Source organism: Enterococcus italicus, from assembly GCF_023743875.1.
GTDB classification, from domain to species: domain Bacteria; phylum Bacillota; class Bacilli; order Lactobacillales; family Enterococcaceae; genus Enterococcus_G; species Enterococcus_G italicus.
Genome location: NZ_JAMRVB010000001.1, coordinates 164,387 through 180,766, shown reverse-complemented (window position 1 = coordinate 180,766; position 16,380 = coordinate 164,387). Strand labels below are relative to the sequence as shown.

Here is a 16,380-nt window from a genome sequence, read left to right as displayed (position 1 = left end):
TTTCATTTGTCAAATTAAGCTAGACAAATCATCTTTATCTACGTAACTCAAAAATAGTTCCAATGGTGTTCGATAGTCTAATGATTTTCTCGGAATATGATTTCGTTTTGATGCCACTGATTGGATAAAGGTTTCGGATACACCATTAAAATCCATAGCTTTATATAAGCCATCTTTACGTAATAATCCATTCGAATTTTCATTTAATCCTCGTTGAGAAGGTGTTCCTGGATCAGCGAAATAAATAGAAATATCATTGATGTTACTGATGTTTTTCCAATTAGAAAATTCTTTCCCACAATCAAACGTAATTGATTTAAATAAGTGCTTAGGAACAGAGTCGAACCACTGGTTCAATCTATTTTCAATATCTTTGGCTTGTCTACCAGTAGGTTTTAACGTAATGATCACTTTAGATAATCTTTCCACTAAAGTAATGACTGCACTTTTATGTTTTCCACCGACGATGGTGTCACCTTCCAGGTGACCAAATTCATGATTGAAGTGGGTATAATCATGAGTTCTATCATGAATTGAACGGCGAAACGCTTGTTTTCCTCGGGTTTCTTTGTGGCCGTTTGGTTTTCTTTTCCCCTTCATTGGTAAGTGTTTACTATCAAAGGTTTGGTCTTTAAACATCCGATACAGTGTACGTACCGAACAAGCAATAGGAAACTCTGCTCGACCAATAAGGACATCAGGAGCCCACCCTTGAACCACCTTTTTTTGAATGTATTCCTGTTGCTCATCTGGTAAAACAATCGGACGTCTTCCACAGTTACTTTTGTTTTTCTTATATTGTTTATAGTAACTCATTGCGTTTCCACCATTTTTAAGAAAACGATAGACATTATAAATGGTTTGTCGAGAACGTTGTAATCGTTTGGCTACTTTTGAAACAGAGTGCATTTGATTAAAATACGCTTCTATCATTACGAGTTCAGTTGGTGTAAGATGGGTATAGATCATTTGTGATCACTCCTTATAATTCTTTCGACGGAACTATATTGAGTGTAGCACAAATGACTTTTTTAATTGTCTAGCTTAATTTTACAATCAGCGTCGTTTGGTTTTCTTTTTCCCTTCATTGGTAAATCGTGAGTGTCAAAGGTTTTATCTTTAAACATTCGATACAGTGTACGTACCGAACAAGCAATAGGAAACTCTGCTCGACCAATAAGGACATCAGGAGCCCACCCTTGAACAACCTTTTTTTGAATGTATTCCTGTTGCTCATCAGGTAAAACAATCGGATGTCTTCCGCAGTTACGTTTGTTTTTCTTATATTGTTTATAGTAGCTCATTGCGCTTCCACTAGATTTAAGAAAACGATAGACCTTATAAATAGTTTGTCGAGAACGTTGTAACAGATTGGCTACTTTTGAAACAGGTTGTGATTGATCGAAATAAGCTTCTATCATTACGAGTTCAGTTGGTGTAAGATGGTTATAGGTCATTTGTACTCACTCCTTATAATTCTTTCGTCGGAACTATTTTGAGTGTAGCACAAATGACTTTTTTTAGTTGTCTAGCTTAATTTTACAATCGGCGTTTTAACTTTTAGTGGCGCTGTTTCGGCGCTTTTTTTTTTTGCACTTTGTTACAACCGCTTACAAAAATTATATCACCTCTTATTTTTTTAATATAGCTATTTTTCATCCCTTTTGCGAAATTTGTAACAAGCGTACGATGTTCTCAACTGTACGAGCCAAGTTCTCTGGTCCAGAGCTCAATGCTTGATCTAGCGAACCCGTTTGTCCGAGGATTCCGAAGATAGCATCAAACCCTTCAGCGTAAAGTGAATCGATGCCCAATCCAATTTTTCCACCAAATGCAATGGTTGGTTTATGATATTGACGAGCCACTTGAGCGACACCATACGGAGTTTTACCAAATTTGGTTTGGAAATCAATGCCCCCCTCACCAGTAAATACCCAATCAGCCTTTTGAATAGCCGCACTTAACTTTACTTTTTCTGCTACATACTGCACACCCGATACAAAGGTGGCGTTGCCTAGTGCCAGGAGTGGTAGTGCTAGTCCGCCAGCGGCCCCGGAGCCAGGAATGGTATGGAATTCTTTTTTCTCCTTCTTTTCCAATAATGCTACGAAACGTTTCATATTCTCTTCTAAGCGAGTGTAATCGGCTGCAACTGCACCCTTTTGTTTTGCAAATACCGCGGTTGCTCCTGTTTTACCTAAAAGAGGATTGTTGACATCGCTCACTAGCAAAATGGTTTTATTTGCCAGCAGCCATTTGACTTCAATCAAATCAAGGTGAACCAATTCTGAAAGTCCAGCATTTCCCCAAGAGATGGGTTGTCCATCTCGACGCATTAGTTTTCCTCCTAGTGCTTGCAACATTCCTGCACCCGCGTCGTTCGTGGCACTTCCACCTAATGTCAGTACGATTGTTTTTACTCCTTTGGCGAGAGCGTCCATGAATAACTCCCCTGTTCCATAAGACGACGTATCCAACGGCTGTCGCTTCTTTTTTGGAACGAGTCCCAGACCACTTGCTTGAGCCATTTCGATAATAGCCGTCTCGCCATTATTTATGATGCCATAAGAAGCCTGAACCATTTGATTTTCTAAAGGACCGTGAACCATCATTGACTGATAGCGTCCTTGTTGTGCCTCTACCAAAACAGCCATCGACCCTTCACCCCCATCTGCCATAGGAACCTGAAGAATCGTCGCATCTGGCTGCACACGCCGAATCCCGACTGCCATCGCCTGGCAAGCTTCTTGTGCCGTCATACTTTCTTTAAATGAATCTGGTGCCAAAACGTAGACTCGTTTTCCCATCAGCCTTCCCTCCTTTTTATTTCTACAATAGCATGCTCATAAAAAAAACGACAAACTATTTTTTATAAAAAATAGCTTGTCGGTAGCTGTGAATACTGCCAATGGTAAAAATTGCAATGCCTATCCAGATAAAAACAAAAACAATCAATTTATGAGGATCGAATGCTTCGCGGAAAAAAAACACTGCTATCAATAACTGAATTGTTGGATTAATGTATTGAATAAAACTCAAAGTCAAAAAATCCAATGATTTTGCGGCAACTGTAAATAACAGCAAAGGAACAGCTGTAATGACTCCACTCAATACGAGTAAGGAAATCGTTAACCCATCATAAGAGAAGAGAGAGGGTGTCTTTGAGAAAAAGAAATACCCCACCGCCAACGGAAAACAGACCATCGTTTCTAACGTTAGCGAAAAACTAGCTGGTAGTGCAATTTGTTTTTTTAGAACACCGTAAAAACAGAAGGCAAATGCCACAATCATCGTATTGAAAGGAATCGAACCTGTCTGAATCGTTAATAATAACACGCCAATTGTCGCAAACAAAACAGCCAGAACGCTTGTCTTTGTTAGTGGTTCCCGGAAAAAAAACACCGCCACGACCACGTTCAATAATGGCATAATATAATACCCTAAGCTTGCTTCAGTGGCTTGACCATGTCCAACCATATAAATATAGGTTCCCCAATTTAAGGCAATGAAAAGGGAACTTAAAATGACCCAAATAATTTTTCCTGATTGCCATAATGTTTTGACACTCACAAAAAAAGATGTCCACTGTTTCTGAAAAGACAAAATAACCGCCATAAAAACTAGAGAAAAAATAAAGCGATACCCCAAAATATCAAGAGCTGGTACTTCTTTTAGCAGTGACCAATATAACCCTAACACACCCCAGAGAATATAAGAGCTGACACCTGTTATGATTCCTTTTGTTCGATTTTGCATTGCATCTACTCCTTAGTAAATGAACTTTTTTCTATCATATCAGGTAATGAAAAAGACAACAATCATTTTCTGAAATATCTACTAACACCATCAAAAAAAGGAAGAGGCAAGTATGCACTCTTCCTTCCTACGTTCTTTAATGGCGAATCAAATAATCAAATGCACCTAATGCTGCGGTAGCTCCTGATCCCATCGAGATAATAATTTGTTTGTAGGCACTGTCGGTGCAATCTCCTGCTGCAAAAATCCCTGGGACACTTGTTTGACCACGCTTATCGACTTCAATTTCGCCCATTTTTGTTTTGGCAAACCGTTCATCCAAAAATTCGGTATTTGGTACTAGTCCGATTTGGACAAAAACCCCTGCCAAATCCACACCATGAATTTCTTCCGTTGCGCGATCTTTATAAGTTAAGCTCGTTACTTTTTTATCACCTAAAATTTCCATTGTTTGAGCATTTTTAATGACTGTCACATTCGTTAGTGTCGCCAATCGTTTTTGAAGCACTTCGTCAGCTTTTAATTCTGGTAAAAATTCAATGACAGTGACATGTTTCGTCAAACCTGCCAAGTCAATGGCCGCTTCGATTCCTGAATTTCCTCCACCGATAACTGCAACGTCTTTGCCTGCAAACAAAGGTCCATCGCAATGTGGACAATAGGCAACGCCTTTATTTTTGAATTCGGATTCACCAGGAACATTGACATTACGCCATCTTGCACCCGTAGCAATAATCAATGCCTTTGCTTTTAATGTCGCACCATTGTCTAACGTCACGACATGCATGTCACCTTCCACTGATAAAGAAGCAACTTTTCTTGCTTTGATGATATCAATTGGATATTCCTTGGCATGAATTTCTAACGCTTGGGCTAATTTTTCTCCTTCTGTATAAGGCGTACCAATCAAGTTTTCAATTCCTACTGTTTCCAAAACCTGACCACCAAATCGTTCGGCAATGATTCCCGTGCGGATTCCTTTACGCGCAGCATAAATCGCAGCACTCACGCCAGCTGGTCCAGCACCAACAACAAGTACATCATATGGATCTCGCGTTGACAAATCATCTTCAACTTCCGCTTCGATTGGTAATTTATCCAATATTTGTTCAATGGACATGCGGCCACTTGCGAATTCCTTACCATCTAAAAAGACTGTTGGTACGGCCATAACCCCTTTTTCTTCAACTATGTCCTTGAACATGCCACCTTCAATCATCGTATGCGAAATAGATGAGTTCAATACACTCATAATATTTAGTGCTTGGACAACATCTGGACAGTTGTGGCAAGTCAGACTAACAAATGTTTCAAAATGAAATTCTTGCTTGATATTTTTAATCCGTTCCGCAGTTGCCTCATCTATTTTCGGTGCACGTCCACCCACTTGTAACAAAGCCAAGACAAATGAAGTGAATTCATGTCCTAGTGGCACCCCAGCAAATACGATGCCAGAAGAGCCGTTTTTTGTGTCTATTCGAAAGCTCGGCGTATAGTGCAATTTTTCTGTTTGCAATGAAAGCTTGTCAGACATTGAAACAATCTCTTCCAAGAAGGCTTGAACTTCCTTTGAATGCTCACTCGTATCAAAGCTAGCCGTAAACACCACATTATTTTCTAACAATGCAAGGTATTGTTGCAATTGGCCTTTAATCTCTTGATCTAAACTCATGAGAGACCCTCCTTAAATTTTCCCTACTAAATCTAAGCTTGGTTTTAATGTTTCAGATCCTTCTTTCCATTTTGCCGGACAGACTTCTCCTGGATGTGTCCGAACGTATTCGGCAGCTTTTACCTTATCAATGTAGTGCGCTGCATTTCGACCGATACCATCAGCATTAATCTCAACTGTTTGAATCACGCCATCTGGATCAATTAAAAATGTCCCACGTTGAGCAGCACCAGCTTCTTCATCTAAAACATCAAAAATACGAGAAATATGGTGGTTTGGATCACCAATCATTGTATAGGTTATTTTTCCAATCGCATCTGAATGATCATGCCAAGCTTTATGCGTAAAATGCGTATCGGTTGAAACAGAATACACTTCCACGCCTAATCCTTTCAATGTTTCATATTGTTCTTGTAAATCTTCTAATTCTGTCGGACATACAAAGGTAAAATCAGCAGGATAAAAACAAAAAAGACTCCATTGACCTTTTAAATCTTCCGAACTTACTTCTACAAAATCTCCATTACGATAAGCATGTGCTTGAAATTCTTCCACTGGTTTTCCAACTAATGACATTGTTCATTCCTCCTAATTTTTTATTTCTAGGTACAATACTATTGCGCCTTTCAATAATAATTATTATCTTAAAACAATTTTAAGTCAAGAAAAACAAGAAAAATCTATGAATATTATTCTTCATCTACGGATTTTTTTCATTTATATTTTTTAATTGATAATAACAGCTTTACTAAAAGTTTTTATGTAATAGTTTAAAACTATTACATAACCAAATAAATAGCTATTATCGCAAAAATAAAATTCTTGTTACAATGAGTCTATCGTAGCACGAAATAATAGGAGGTACTCAAATGACAAAAACAGACCGTTTCCAATTAGTAGGATCGTTATTACGCTCAAATGATTTATTAACTTACAAAGAACAAATTGAACAACGCGAAGATATCCGCTATCCATTTTATGATTCTTTCCCTGGATACAAAGAAACTGAGGAAGCTGCAATTAAAAATGTGATTGAAGAGCAAAAAAATCAAGGAATCACGGTCTTAACTGATGGTGAATATTCAAAATCGATGTGGCATTTGGATTTCCTATGGGGATTTGCGGGCATTGAACGCTATATTGCAGATCAAGGTTATAGCTTTAAAGATCTAGATGGTGGGCATTTTGAAACCCGTAAAGATATTGGCATTCGAATCACGGCACCACTTTCGGGAAAAGACCATCACTTCTTAACCATTTTCAAAGAACTACAAGAACAAGCTGGGGATACCGAAGTGAAACTAACTGTTTGGGGAGCAGCGCATGCCTTCACTGAACTAGCAATCTTTGATGGACTATATGGCGAAAATCAAGTCTACAAGACAAAGGAAGCCTTAAAAGAAGGTCTGCTTCAGGCATACAAAGAATTTTTAGATGATTATAAAGCAGCCGGCGGAAAGATTATTCAATTTGATGACTGTTTATGGGAGCTTTTTGCTGAAGATAACGACTCCAGTTTTTTTACTGAGGGTAATGGTGGATTAGAAGACTTAGCTGACGAATTTGTAGCAATCAATAATGAAATTGCAGATTATGGTCATAAATTAGGCTTGCATGTTTGGACGCATAATTGTCGCGGAAACTACCAAAGCCGTCACGCTGCAGGTGGTTCCTATGCAGCAATTGCTGAAAAATTTTTACGTGATCAACATTACGACCGTTTCTTTTTAGAATGGGATGATGATCGAGCTGGCGACATTTCTGCATTGGAAGTCTTAAAAGATCGTCCAGATGTTTCAGTTGTTCTAGGTCTTCTTTCAAGCAAAACAAATACATTAGATGATGAAACACGCGTTGTTGCATTATTGGATAAAGCCAGCACCATTTTACCAAAAGAACGTCTGTATCTTTCTCATCAATGTGGGTTTGCCTCTTGTGATTGCGGGAATGAGTTGACCCAAGAACAACAATGGCAAAAAATTAATCAAGGACAAAAAATTGCCCAAGCTTACTGGGGAGAATAATCGATAAAAAACCTATTCATTCATACTATTGCGTTCTTTCAAATCGTTTCTTGACGAAGAACGATACGCACTGGTTATGAATGGATAGGTTTTTAGTTATCGGCTTTGCAAGCTAGTCAGCACTAGGCATCTGCCTTTTTAACAAATTCTGCTTTTAGTTTCATCGCACCGAAGCCATCTACTTTGCAATCAATTTGATGGTCTCCCTCAACGAGACGAATGGCTTTCACCTTTGTCCCCTGTTTGATGGAGCCACTTGCGCCCTTTACTTTTAAATCTTTGATCACGATAACATTGTCTCCATCAGCTAAACGGGCACCATTGCGATCAAGGACAACTACTCCCTCTTCAACCTTTTGTTCTTCACTAGCAACCCATTCATGAGCACACTCTGGACATATCAATAAGCCGCGATCTTCATACGCGTATTCATTGTTACACATTGGACAATTTGGTAGTTTTGACATAAAAGACTCCTTTCGTATTTATTTAAAAGTTCAGTTTTTTTCATAAAAGACGCCATCTAAAAACAACCCTTGAGCAGGTACAGTTTCCCCTGCTGCCTGGCGAATTTTGGCTTGAAAAATATCGTCAATCTGATTGACGGTCATTTCACCCTTCCCCACCGCTAAGATTGTTCCCATCATAATCCGCACCATTTTGTATAAAAAGCCATCGCCTCGGAACACAAAGCGAATCATCGCTTCTTCTTTTTCCATCTCGATGGACTCAATCGTTCGAACGGTTGATTTTTTAGACTTCTTTAAAGCGGAAAAACCAAGAAAATCATGCGTTCCAGTTAATCTTAGACAAGCTTCTGTCATAGCCTCCCAATCAAGCGGTTCTGCTACATAAAAATGATAGTTACGATTAAACGCAGAAGGAAGCTCTGCGTGTCGTACATAATAACTATATTGCTTACTCACCGCATTGTATCTTGCATGGAAACGTTCTGGTACCTCGTCAATACTTGTCACTACAATGTCTTTTGGCAAGTACTTCAAAAAGAAATGATGCATCTCTTCCAACGATTTATTGCAATTTGTTTTAAAATTGGCGACCTGACCGCGTGCGTGTGTTCCTGCATCGGTTCGACCAGATCCGATCAACTCAATGGTTTCTTCCGTTAGTTGACTGACAATCTTCTCTAATTTCCCTTGTATGGTTTTATCCGAGTCCCCTAATCGTTGCCACCCTTGGTATCTGGTTCCATCATATTCAATGATTAATTTTATATTTCTCATGTACCTACTCCTTATCGTATTTTGCACACTCTTTAATCTACCATATTTTTAACAATTGGATAAACAATGCTACGATTTTTTTTGTTTTCTTGCTATACTATTTAGATATCACTATGTTCAAAAAATGCTGAGGAAATCTTCAAATAAATTTCAAGCTTTCCTTATAGAATAAGAGAAAAAAAGAGGAAACTTTGTGAAGAAAAAACGACGTAGATTAAAAAAGAAATACCGCAGACGATTGCAACTCATCCTCATTCTAGGCATTGTTGGCTTTGTAGTAGTCCATCAACTAAATAATCGTTCTACCGATACGCAGCAAACAACGACGATGACTGTTGCCCAAAAAAAAATAATCAAAAGAACATTTACGAAAACGCCCTATGTTCAGGCAACAGTGGATACAAGCAATTTGGATGTAAACACAGCTACGGATGCTGACTACTCTGTGCCAATTTATGAAACGGCTTCAATTTCAAGTACAGTCATTGGTCAAACATACGATGGCGTATGGTAAGATTATCATGGAACAGAAGGGGCATTCTATAAAATAAAAACACCAGACAATCTAGTTGGATACATTGAAAAAGAGCATGGAAAAATGGCAATTTATAAAGTACAAACTACCATCAACTCGTTAGATGAATTGACCGTTGTTTTAGATCCAGGACATGGTGGCGATGATGTCGGATCATTGGACAACACGGAAACGATTTATGAAAAGACCCTAACACTTGCAACGGCGAAAACAGTTAAAAAAACACTGGAAGCGGCCGGTATCAATGTAATCATGACACGGACAAAAGATAGTGAGTACACGCGTCTGGCCAAAGTTGCTGAAATAACCAATAATGCCAATGCCAATTTATTCATTAGTTTTCATTACGATAATTATGATTATGCTAACCAAGCAGAGGGCTATACGACCTATTATTACTATGACCATTCCGAAGCGTTCGCCAATACTATTCATACTCAACTAGCTGCAAACAATTCATTGTCAGATCGAGGAGTTCAAGTCGCCAACTATATGGTCCTACGAAACACATTCGTCCCGGGTATTCTATTGGAATTGGGTTATTTAAACAACGACAATGACCTTGCAATTATGAATACAGCCAACTATCGACAAATGGTGGCAGACGCCATCCTTGCTGGCATCGAAAATTATTATAATCTTTCTAAGTAACTATCTCCACGAAAAAAGAGTCTCTCCTTTGTTTTCTGATGAAACCAACAAAGTGAGTTAGACTCTTTTTTTGTGATTCTTACAGACGTGCAAGTGCATCGCTCAGTGAATAGACTGTTTTACCATGGATATCACATGTCGATTGTGCATGCATTAAAGAACTCACCACGGCCTCTTCTACAACAGAAACCGTCATTCGAAAGCAATCGTCCATGAGGTTTTCAGCAAGAACGGTTCGCATTGACCATGCAGATTCGGCAAAATGTGCCACCCGATTTGCAGTAGAGAAGGCAAAACTAACTTCCCCACTTCCATTGCCAATAAACGAGCCAGTTCGAGTAATCCCGACGCTCGTCCGTTTGGCAAGTCGCTTTAATTGCCTTACATCTAAAGGCAAATCAGTTGCTAGAATAGTGATAATACTGCCTTTTTCTACTTTTTTTTCTGCCTGAATGACTTTTTTTAATTCTTTGCCAATAGCACGATGATTAATAACCAAATCTTCTAGCGAACCAAAATTTGAAAGCACCAATGCCCCCATCGTAAAGGTCTGACCATCGAAGGTAATTTGCCTAGATGCTGAACCAATCCCACCTTTTAAATCATAACAGCACATGCCAGTCCCAGCGCCAACAGCACCTTCCGCAAATGTTTCGGTACAAGCTGCAAATGCTTGCTGAATCGTTTCTTCCGTTACTGATAGTGTTCGAATGGCATTGATTTGCCCATCATTGCATTCCATAACAATTGGATTGACCGTTCCCGTAGAGATCCCGATTTCTGGATTTTCTGCTAACAGGCGCCGTACCAGCGCTTGATAAGCCGTTCCGACAGCCAACGTATTCGTCAATACAATCGGTGTCTCCAGTGTTCCGAGTTCTTCCACCTGCATAAAACCAGTACTTTTTCCAAAACCATTGATTACATGCATAGCTGCAGGTAATTTTTCACGAAACACATTGCCTGTTGCAGGTTGAATCACTGTCACACCAGTTTGAACCTTGCCAAGCCGTACCGTTTGATGTCCGACAGTAATCCCAGGAACATCGGTCAGAAGATTCAACGGACCCTTGTGCCAACGTGTATCAGGTTGATTATAGTCATCTTGAAAGTCTTGCCATCCCATCGTTTTTCTCCTTTTGATTTTACTAATCCAAATACAAAGCTTGCAAGTCTTTTTGATCTTGAGTACTTAGTAGCAACGCTTCCTTCGCATACTCTTGCATACTGCCATATTTCGTTTTAATCAATTGATACGCGTGATCCAAATAACTGGCCGATACTTCCATCGCAATTTTGACACCTGCAATTTGCTGATTGGTCGCTCCTTGTTTCGCCAACTCAGCAAACATGCTCTCATTTGGTTTTGCCCGCTGGATATTTGTTTGCAAATAATCTTGATAAATTGCGTCACGGGAAATTCCTAATAATTCTAACGCATAGACAGCCGCCATTCCTGTACGATCCTTACCAGCAAAGCAATGGAACAACACGCCTCCGGTTTCTGTTGCGAGCAATTGCTCAAAATATTGGCGATATCCTTTTTGAGCGCCTTCATTCATCACTAAATTGGTATAAATCTGCTTCATGTGACGATCGACAGCTTCTAATTCTCCTGCTTGCAACAATGCATCCATACTGGCATTTTCTTTGACATCTTTCATAATATCAATCCATTGGTAATCAATGGTGTGTAGCGCATCATCTGGCCGTTTTTCCAGTTCGTCTTCACTACGCAAATCAATCACTTTTGTCAGTTGATGTTGGGCTAAAACTTTTTTCCCTTCTTCGTCTAGTTGCACCAATTCTCCTGAGCGCAAAAGACGATTGGGTTTGATAACTTTTCCTTCTTTTGTTTTTACCCCACCTAAATCTCGAAAATTCACTAAATTCATGCGATACCTCCTGTATTATTCTTCCTCTTTTTGCATATGTTGGCGATTTAATTCCGCTTTTATTCGTGGTTCTGGGGCGTATTGCTCCTCCCAACCACTTGGTTTTAAAATTTTATGTGTCTTTTCATCATAATGAGGTTGACCATCAGGAAACATTTTCCCCATATTTGCATCATGAACAATTGCAAAGAGCGGTTCTGGGTTGACACCCATGAGGACAAACGATCCATAGGTAAAATACAGTAAATCAATTAAAGCATCCACCTGTCCAACCAGTACATCATCAACCGGTTGATGTTTGGTTTGAATCTTTTGAACCGCTTCATCGATTTTTTGATGAAGGCCATCAACCAATGATTCGAATACCTCAGGTTGATTATTCGCTGTTGCATAAAGCGATTCAACGATTTCCTCTACTTTAAATCCTGCGCGGTTCAACATCTGTTCGGCTTGAAAAGCCTGCGGTATTTGACTTCCTGGTGCATCAAATTTTTGATGAAATGCTTGAACTTTTTCAAATGGTGTCTGTGACATGCTCTATTTTGCCTCACTTTCTTTTGACTAGGTTGTTATCAATCTATCACATTTTTGGCAAAAAAGTAACATCTTTTCAAGCAACTTATTTCGTGCTATAATTTATCTAGTTTTAATAACTAGATGAAATTATTATTGAAATAAAGAGGATGCGTTTATGGAACAGATACATGAAAAACTATTAGCTTGGGCAGATGAATTACAGTCTTTTCATTTGCCTAAATGGGAAGAATTACCTGATTTAGAATTGTATATGGATCAAGTTTTAACCATAATAGACAAATACCTTTCACCGGTAATTCAATCAGAAAAGCATCCATTGCTAACTGCAGCAATGGTCAATAACTACGTCAAATTGCACATTATTCCCGCACCAATTAAAAAAAAGTACAACCGTAAACATTTGGCCTTTTTATTAGCCATTACTTCGCTCAAGCAAGTGCTCACAATCAATGAAATTCGAACAGGGATCCTTTTTCAAGGGAAGCAGGTCGGCATTCGTAAGGCCTATGATCTGTTTTGTTGCGAGCAAGAAGAAGCCATTCATTTTATCAAACAGCAAATTGATGGGCCTATCCGTTTGGAAAAACAAGCAACTCCTTTGGAATTAATTGCAGTAAAAGCAGCCACTCGCTCCTTTGCAGAGAAACTGCTCGCCGAAAAAATGATTGAACTGGAACAACAGTATTTAGAGAAGGTGGAAAAAAGTGAATAAAGAAAAAATAGCTATCTTAGTTGACTCAGGTACGGATTTGCCTACTGCATATAGTCAATTACCCAATGTATATACGATACCCTTACAAGTTATCTACAAAAATCAAGTATACCGTGACAAAATAGATATTACCCCAGAGGAAGTCTACAAACGATTACCAGAAGAAATTCCTTCAACTTCGCTGCCAGCGGGATCAGAAATTGCTAAAGTACTGACCAAAATTATGACAGATGGTTATGAAAAAATCATCGCCGTCGCTATTTCAAGTGGATTAAGTGGAACGTATAACGTTTTGCGATTGCTCGCCGAAGATACAGAACTGGAGATGTTTGTCTTAGATACAAAAAACATTGGCATCGCCGCTGGACTACAAGCCATCCATGCGATTGAGCTGATTGATGAAGGAAAATCTTGGCATGAAATCAGCCAGCAATTAGAAAAAGACGTCCCTAAAACAAAGATATATTTCAATGTAGCCACGCTGGAATATTTACAAAAAGGGGGCCGGATTGGCTTGGTTTCCTCCTTGATTGGCACGGCTTTGCGTCTGTTTCCAACTATCTCCTGTAATGAAAATGGAATTTATTATACCGTTGCTAAAACACGTGGAAGAAAAAAAAGCCTCGAACACTTACTTACGCTTCTAAAAAAAGATATTGGCACACATGTCAGATACCGCATCGCGATTGCCCACGGGGATGCGTTAGAAGAAGCGCTGTGGCTCAAAGGACTAATTGAACACACTTTTCCGACAGCTGAAAAAATTTTCTTTGATACAATCTCACCTGCCTTAGTTGTCCATACAGGTCCAGGGTTGATCGGACTGGGCGTGCAAGTACTCGATTAAGCGTCTATGAATTCTTAATAAAAGAACATGTTTCAGATGAATCCGGAAAGATTAACCGGAAAATCGAAAACATGTTCTTGTTGTTTATTCGTCAAACCATCGCATCTTTGCTAGATACGCATCTGGATAGGCTAACTGGAGTGATTTTAGAAAACGTGGCATCTCCTGGATGATTCGGTTTTCATCCTCTACTAATTGTTGAAACATTTGCTTTTCTTCGGGCGTTGCACGCTTTTTAAAGTATCCCCAGATATGTTCCGCAACAACACGGGTTGTCTTTGAGCTAGGGGACACTTCTTCTAAAGAGGCCAAAATCGTTGCATAGTGCACTTGCTTTTCATCAGACCACTGATTATTCTTGGCCAATTGTCGAATAGCATTGTATGCTTGTTGCGACCTTCCCATCACCCAATATTTATTTTGTGCCCAAGATTTTTGAAATTCTTGTAACCTTCGATTGTCATCATTCATATTCTTTCACTTCCACTTTGTTCGCACGCCAGATGGTCCAGCCAATCAATCCCAATGTAACCACCCCACCGATGACACTTGAAATTTGGCGAATAGTGGCTAAACTACTTGTGATTGCACGATTGCCTATAATCTGTTCTTGTACTTGAAATAATTGTTGCAATGAAAAACCTTGAAAATGACCGGCCAAAAGGAACCCCAACATGAGGACAAATTGATGCGTGATGGCTCCTTTGTTTTGAGTCACTTTTTTTACAACTAATTGTTGTTCTTTATGAAGTGTCGTTGTTGCCAAGTATTGGCGATTTAACCAAAGATTCAACAAGAACAGACCATAGTTTAAAAATAGAAATCCCCCAAAAATGCGTTTCTCAAAAAAGACGGTACAAAATCTCAAGAAAAGAATGCCAAATAGAGCCCCCTCAAAATAATTGCCCAAACGTCGCACCAAAAATGAGAAACTAACGGTTGCACCCAACATGCCTACAGCATAGGGTACATATAATAGCCAAGCAGTGGACGATTGACCATAACATTGACTAACATAGATTGCTCCAAAAAGAATCAAATAATTTCCCAAAACACCATTGAAAAAACAAAGGACATTTATGCTTTTAGCCACTTTCCATTTCGTTCGCTGATTTTTTGTCTGAATAAAAAACAAGAAAAATAAGATACAGAAACCGATAAGAGCCAATTCAATTTCTCGTTCAGAGTTGACCAATCGTCCAATCCAAAGAAGAAAAATCAACGCCCCCATTCCCAAAAACAACAAACTTTCCTTCTTAGAAACAAGCGTGTTCCATTCTTTAACGGATAGTCGTTGCACTTTCTCCCGCTGAATTGCTTCACGAATATACTGAAACCCAATAAGATAGAATAGGAAATAAAGAGCAAAAGACAACGTAAATCGCCAAGCACCGGCGATTGATAGACCGCCTAAAAGAAGCACAATCCCGATACTAAGCAAACTATAGTGAATTGTGACTTCTTTGTTAGGTTGATAGTGATTCACTGTCAGGTTGGCGATTTCTAGCCAGGATGAACTTAACCCAATCAATATTCCTGCAACAACATAGCATCCAAAGAAAAAGGTCCCCAACATTGCAAAAAATGTACCCACCAGACCAGATAGAAGCGCTAGCCGCTCGATGTCAACACTTGAAACAACTGATTTGGCTTCGTTGATAAAGAAAATCTCCACAAGCTGTACAGTATAAAAACAACCGAAAGGCAAAACTGAAAGCAACGAGTGACCATCACTCAAGCCTAAAAACAATATAAATGACACAATATTTAAGGTATTCGCTAATAAAAATACATTCGTTTTCCCATATTTGTAACAGAAAGAGTTGATTGTCTACACGTTTCCCTCCAAATAATTATTTTTTTCAAACTTATTTCCGTTTATCACTTTCCTCATCTTTTCATATCCAAGAAAAACAAGCAAGAATTTAATGATCCTTTTCCAACCATTCACCAACTACTTTCCCCTTTTATTCGTGGCTACTATTTTTTCCTTTTTACAACAAAAAAGTTGAAAACACTGTAAACGCAGTCTTTCCAACTTCATTTTTTATTATTCACGAATCAATGACGTGGGACGGATTCACCAAAGCGATAAAATTGTGATTTATCCGAAAAATTGGCCATATATTGACTATTCCAACCTGCTTGCTGGCCAATGACACCTAATGCCATCATTGATTTTTCTTCCTCCGCTGGAAAATGTAGCCGACCTTTGATTGCCATACTACGAATGTAATTCACCATGTGGTTGATTAATACCTCAGGATCTTTCGCTTTATCTAATGTTGCGTGGACTTGATGCAAAACATCGATAATATCTAGTAACTCCGGCGATGGTTGCTTTCTTTCTTGTAATTGTGTTACTAATTTTATAATCTCTTGTTTCGCTTGCTCACAAAGCAATTGCTTTTCCACATTTTTCTTCATTTTTGCACCTCTCTCACCCTCTCAACTAGATTATTCCTCTTTCTTAGTACTTTTGCAACTAAGTAAATTCCCAATAATCG

18 protein-coding genes and 1 pseudogene are annotated in these 16,380 nt (G+C 38.9%); 5 read left to right on the top strand and 14 right to left on the bottom strand.

Annotated elements, in window-relative coordinates; genetic code table 11:
• Positions 1 to 9: 9 nt before the first annotated feature.
• From NE257_RS00900 to ahpC, 6 genes and pseudogenes are all read right to left on the bottom strand, one after another.
• Positions 10 to 969 carry an IS30 family transposase gene (locus tag NE257_RS00900; protein ID WP_251851986.1) on the bottom strand — a complete coding sequence of 320 codons (960 nt, stop codon included), beginning with the start codon at positions 967 to 969 and terminating at the stop codon, positions 10 to 12.
• Positions 970 to 1,064: 95 nt separating this feature from the next.
• Positions 1,065 to 1,457: pseudogene (locus NE257_RS00895) on the bottom strand (transposase); the annotation flags it as partial.
• A 198-nt stretch (positions 1,458 to 1,655) separates the two neighbouring features.
• Positions 1,656 to 2,807, bottom strand: a complete 1,152-nt coding sequence (locus NE257_RS00890; protein ID WP_251885577.1) for a glycerate kinase — start codon at positions 2,805 to 2,807, stop codon at positions 1,656 to 1,658.
• A gap of 55 nt (positions 2,808 to 2,862) precedes the next feature.
• Complete coding sequence (rarD, locus tag NE257_RS00885) at positions 2,863 to 3,756, bottom strand: EamA family transporter RarD (protein ID WP_251851089.1); 894 nt, start codon at positions 3,754 to 3,756, stop codon at positions 2,863 to 2,865.
• Positions 3,757 to 3,892: 136 nt separating this feature from the next.
• Positions 3,893 to 5,428, bottom strand: coding sequence for an alkyl hydroperoxide reductase subunit F (gene ahpF, locus NE257_RS00880; RefSeq protein WP_251885576.1), 1,536 nt, complete (start codon positions 5,426 to 5,428; stop codon positions 3,893 to 3,895).
• Between the two features lie 12 nt (positions 5,429 to 5,440).
• On the bottom strand, positions 5,441 to 6,004 hold the full coding sequence (ahpC, locus tag NE257_RS00875) for an alkyl hydroperoxide reductase subunit C (protein ID WP_007209007.1): 564 nt from the start codon (positions 6,002 to 6,004) through the stop codon (positions 5,441 to 5,443).
• Between the two features lie 293 nt (positions 6,005 to 6,297).
• On the opposite strand from ahpC, the gene NE257_RS00870 reads away from it, so the two are divergent.
• On the top strand, positions 6,298 to 7,452 hold the full coding sequence (locus tag NE257_RS00870; protein ID WP_251851087.1) for a cobalamin-independent methionine synthase II family protein: 1,155 nt from the start codon (positions 6,298 to 6,300) through the stop codon (positions 7,450 to 7,452).
• Positions 7,453 to 7,574: 122 nt separating this feature from the next.
• Here NE257_RS00870 and NE257_RS00865 read toward each other — a convergent pair whose 3' ends face one another.
• The gene (locus tag NE257_RS00865; RefSeq protein WP_251885575.1) at positions 7,575 to 7,919 is read right to left on the bottom strand and encodes a zinc ribbon domain-containing protein YjdM; all 345 of its coding nucleotides are present in this window, start codon (positions 7,917 to 7,919) and stop codon (positions 7,575 to 7,577) included.
• 30 nt (positions 7,920 to 7,949) lie between these two features.
• Positions 7,950 to 8,696 carry a tRNA pseudouridine(38-40) synthase TruA gene (gene truA, locus NE257_RS00860; protein ID WP_251885574.1) on the bottom strand — a complete coding sequence of 249 codons (747 nt, stop codon included), beginning with the start codon at positions 8,694 to 8,696 and terminating at the stop codon, positions 7,950 to 7,952.
• Positions 8,697 to 8,889: 193 nt separating this feature from the next.
• On the opposite strand from truA, the gene NE257_RS00855 reads away from it, so the two are divergent.
• Both NE257_RS00855 and NE257_RS00850 read left to right on the top strand, forming a co-directional pair.
• A complete protein-coding gene (locus NE257_RS00855) occupies positions 8,890 to 9,210 on the top strand; it encodes a hypothetical protein (RefSeq protein WP_251885573.1) in 321 nt (106 codons plus the stop codon).
• An 84-nt stretch (positions 9,211 to 9,294) separates the two neighbouring features.
• Positions 9,295 to 9,882 (top strand): N-acetylmuramoyl-L-alanine amidase family protein, encoded by a 588-nt coding sequence (locus tag NE257_RS00850; RefSeq protein ID WP_251885572.1) that lies wholly within the window; start codon positions 9,295 to 9,297, stop codon positions 9,880 to 9,882.
• 79 nt (positions 9,883 to 9,961) lie between these two features.
• Here the strand turns inward: NE257_RS00850 and NE257_RS00845 are convergent, their stop codons facing one another.
• From NE257_RS00845 to NE257_RS00835, 3 genes are read right to left on the bottom strand one after another with little or no spacing between them, the layout of a single operon-like run.
• Entirely contained in the window at positions 9,962 to 11,008 is a 1,047-nt protein-coding gene (locus NE257_RS00845; protein WP_251854915.1) for a P1 family peptidase, read from the bottom strand.
• A 22-nt stretch (positions 11,009 to 11,030) separates the two neighbouring features.
• A complete protein-coding gene (locus NE257_RS00840) occupies positions 11,031 to 11,777 on the bottom strand; it encodes a tyrosine-protein phosphatase (RefSeq protein ID WP_251885571.1) in 747 nt (248 codons plus the stop codon).
• A 15-nt stretch (positions 11,778 to 11,792) separates the two neighbouring features.
• Positions 11,793 to 12,311, bottom strand: a complete 519-nt coding sequence (locus tag NE257_RS00835) for a pyrophosphohydrolase domain-containing protein (RefSeq protein WP_007209014.1) — start codon at positions 12,309 to 12,311, stop codon at positions 11,793 to 11,795.
• A 157-nt stretch (positions 12,312 to 12,468) separates the two neighbouring features.
• Here NE257_RS00835 and NE257_RS00830 point away from each other — a divergent pair, with 157 nt between their 5' ends.
• Both NE257_RS00830 and NE257_RS00825 read left to right on the top strand, forming a co-directional pair.
• Positions 12,469 to 13,026, top strand: coding sequence for a DUF1836 domain-containing protein (locus NE257_RS00830; RefSeq protein ID WP_251851083.1), 558 nt, complete (start codon positions 12,469 to 12,471; stop codon positions 13,024 to 13,026).
• On the top strand, positions 13,019 to 13,873 hold the full coding sequence (locus tag NE257_RS00825; RefSeq protein ID WP_007209016.1) for a DegV family protein: 855 nt from the start codon (positions 13,019 to 13,021) through the stop codon (positions 13,871 to 13,873). Before NE257_RS00830 ends, NE257_RS00825 begins: the two co-directional genes overlap by 8 nt.
• An 84-nt stretch (positions 13,874 to 13,957) precedes the next feature.
• Here NE257_RS00825 and NE257_RS00820 read toward each other — a convergent pair whose 3' ends face one another.
• The 3 genes from NE257_RS00820 to NE257_RS00810 form a co-directional block, all read right to left on the bottom strand.
• Positions 13,958 to 14,344, bottom strand: a complete 387-nt coding sequence (locus tag NE257_RS00820) for a YbgA family protein (protein ID WP_251854914.1) — start codon at positions 14,342 to 14,344, stop codon at positions 13,958 to 13,960.
• Positions 14,337 to 15,593 (bottom strand): hypothetical protein, encoded by a 1,257-nt coding sequence (locus NE257_RS00815; protein ID WP_251885570.1) that lies wholly within the window; start codon positions 15,591 to 15,593, stop codon positions 14,337 to 14,339. Before NE257_RS00815 ends, NE257_RS00820 begins: the two co-directional genes overlap by 8 nt.
• A gap of 341 nt (positions 15,594 to 15,934) precedes the next feature.
• Positions 15,935 to 16,300 (bottom strand): bacteriocin immunity protein, encoded by a 366-nt coding sequence (locus NE257_RS00810; RefSeq protein WP_007209021.1) that lies wholly within the window; start codon positions 16,298 to 16,300, stop codon positions 15,935 to 15,937.
• Positions 16,301 to 16,380: the final 80 nt, after the last annotated feature.

Bases quoted from the DNA above. Each gene is read 5' to 3' on its own strand.
- NE257_RS00900 (WP_251851986.1), bottom strand. From the start codon at position 969: ATGATCTATACCCATCTTACACCAACTGAACTCGTAATGATAGAAGCG.
- NE257_RS00890 (WP_251885577.1), bottom strand. From the start codon at position 2,807: ATGGGAAAACGAGTCTACGTTTTGGCACCAGATTCATTTAAAGAAAGT.
- rarD (WP_251851089.1), bottom strand. From the start codon at position 3,756: ATGCAAAATCGAACAAAAGGAATCATAACAGGTGTCAGCTCTTATATT.
- ahpF (WP_251885576.1), bottom strand. From the start codon at position 5,428: ATGAGTTTAGATCAAGAGATTAAAGGCCAATTGCAACAATACCTTGCA.
- ahpC (WP_007209007.1), bottom strand. From the start codon at position 6,004: ATGTCATTAGTTGGAAAACCAGTGGAAGAATTTCAAGCACATGCTTAT.
- NE257_RS00870 (WP_251851087.1), top strand. From the start codon at position 6,298: ATGACAAAAACAGACCGTTTCCAATTAGTAGGATCGTTATTACGCTCA.
- NE257_RS00865 (WP_251885575.1), bottom strand. From the start codon at position 7,919: ATGTCAAAACTACCAAATTGTCCAATGTGTAACAATGAATACGCGTAT.
- truA (WP_251885574.1), bottom strand. From the start codon at position 8,696: ATGAGAAATATAAAATTAATCATTGAATATGATGGAACCAGATACCAA.
- NE257_RS00850 (WP_251885572.1), top strand. From the start codon at position 9,295: ATGGCAATTTATAAAGTACAAACTACCATCAACTCGTTAGATGAATTG.
- NE257_RS00845 (WP_251854915.1), bottom strand. From the start codon at position 11,008: ATGGGATGGCAAGACTTTCAAGATGACTATAATCAACCTGATACACGT.
- NE257_RS00840 (WP_251885571.1), bottom strand. From the start codon at position 11,777: ATGAATTTAGTGAATTTTCGAGATTTAGGTGGGGTAAAAACAAAAGAA.
- NE257_RS00835 (WP_007209014.1), bottom strand. From the start codon at position 12,311: ATGTCACAGACACCATTTGAAAAAGTTCAAGCATTTCATCAAAAATTT.
- NE257_RS00830 (WP_251851083.1), top strand. From the start codon at position 12,469: ATGGAACAGATACATGAAAAACTATTAGCTTGGGCAGATGAATTACAG.
- NE257_RS00820 (WP_251854914.1), bottom strand. From the start codon at position 14,344: ATGAATGATGACAATCGAAGGTTACAAGAATTTCAAAAATCTTGGGCA.
- NE257_RS00810 (WP_007209021.1), bottom strand. From the start codon at position 16,300: ATGAAGAAAAATGTGGAAAAGCAATTGCTTTGTGAGCAAGCGAAACAA.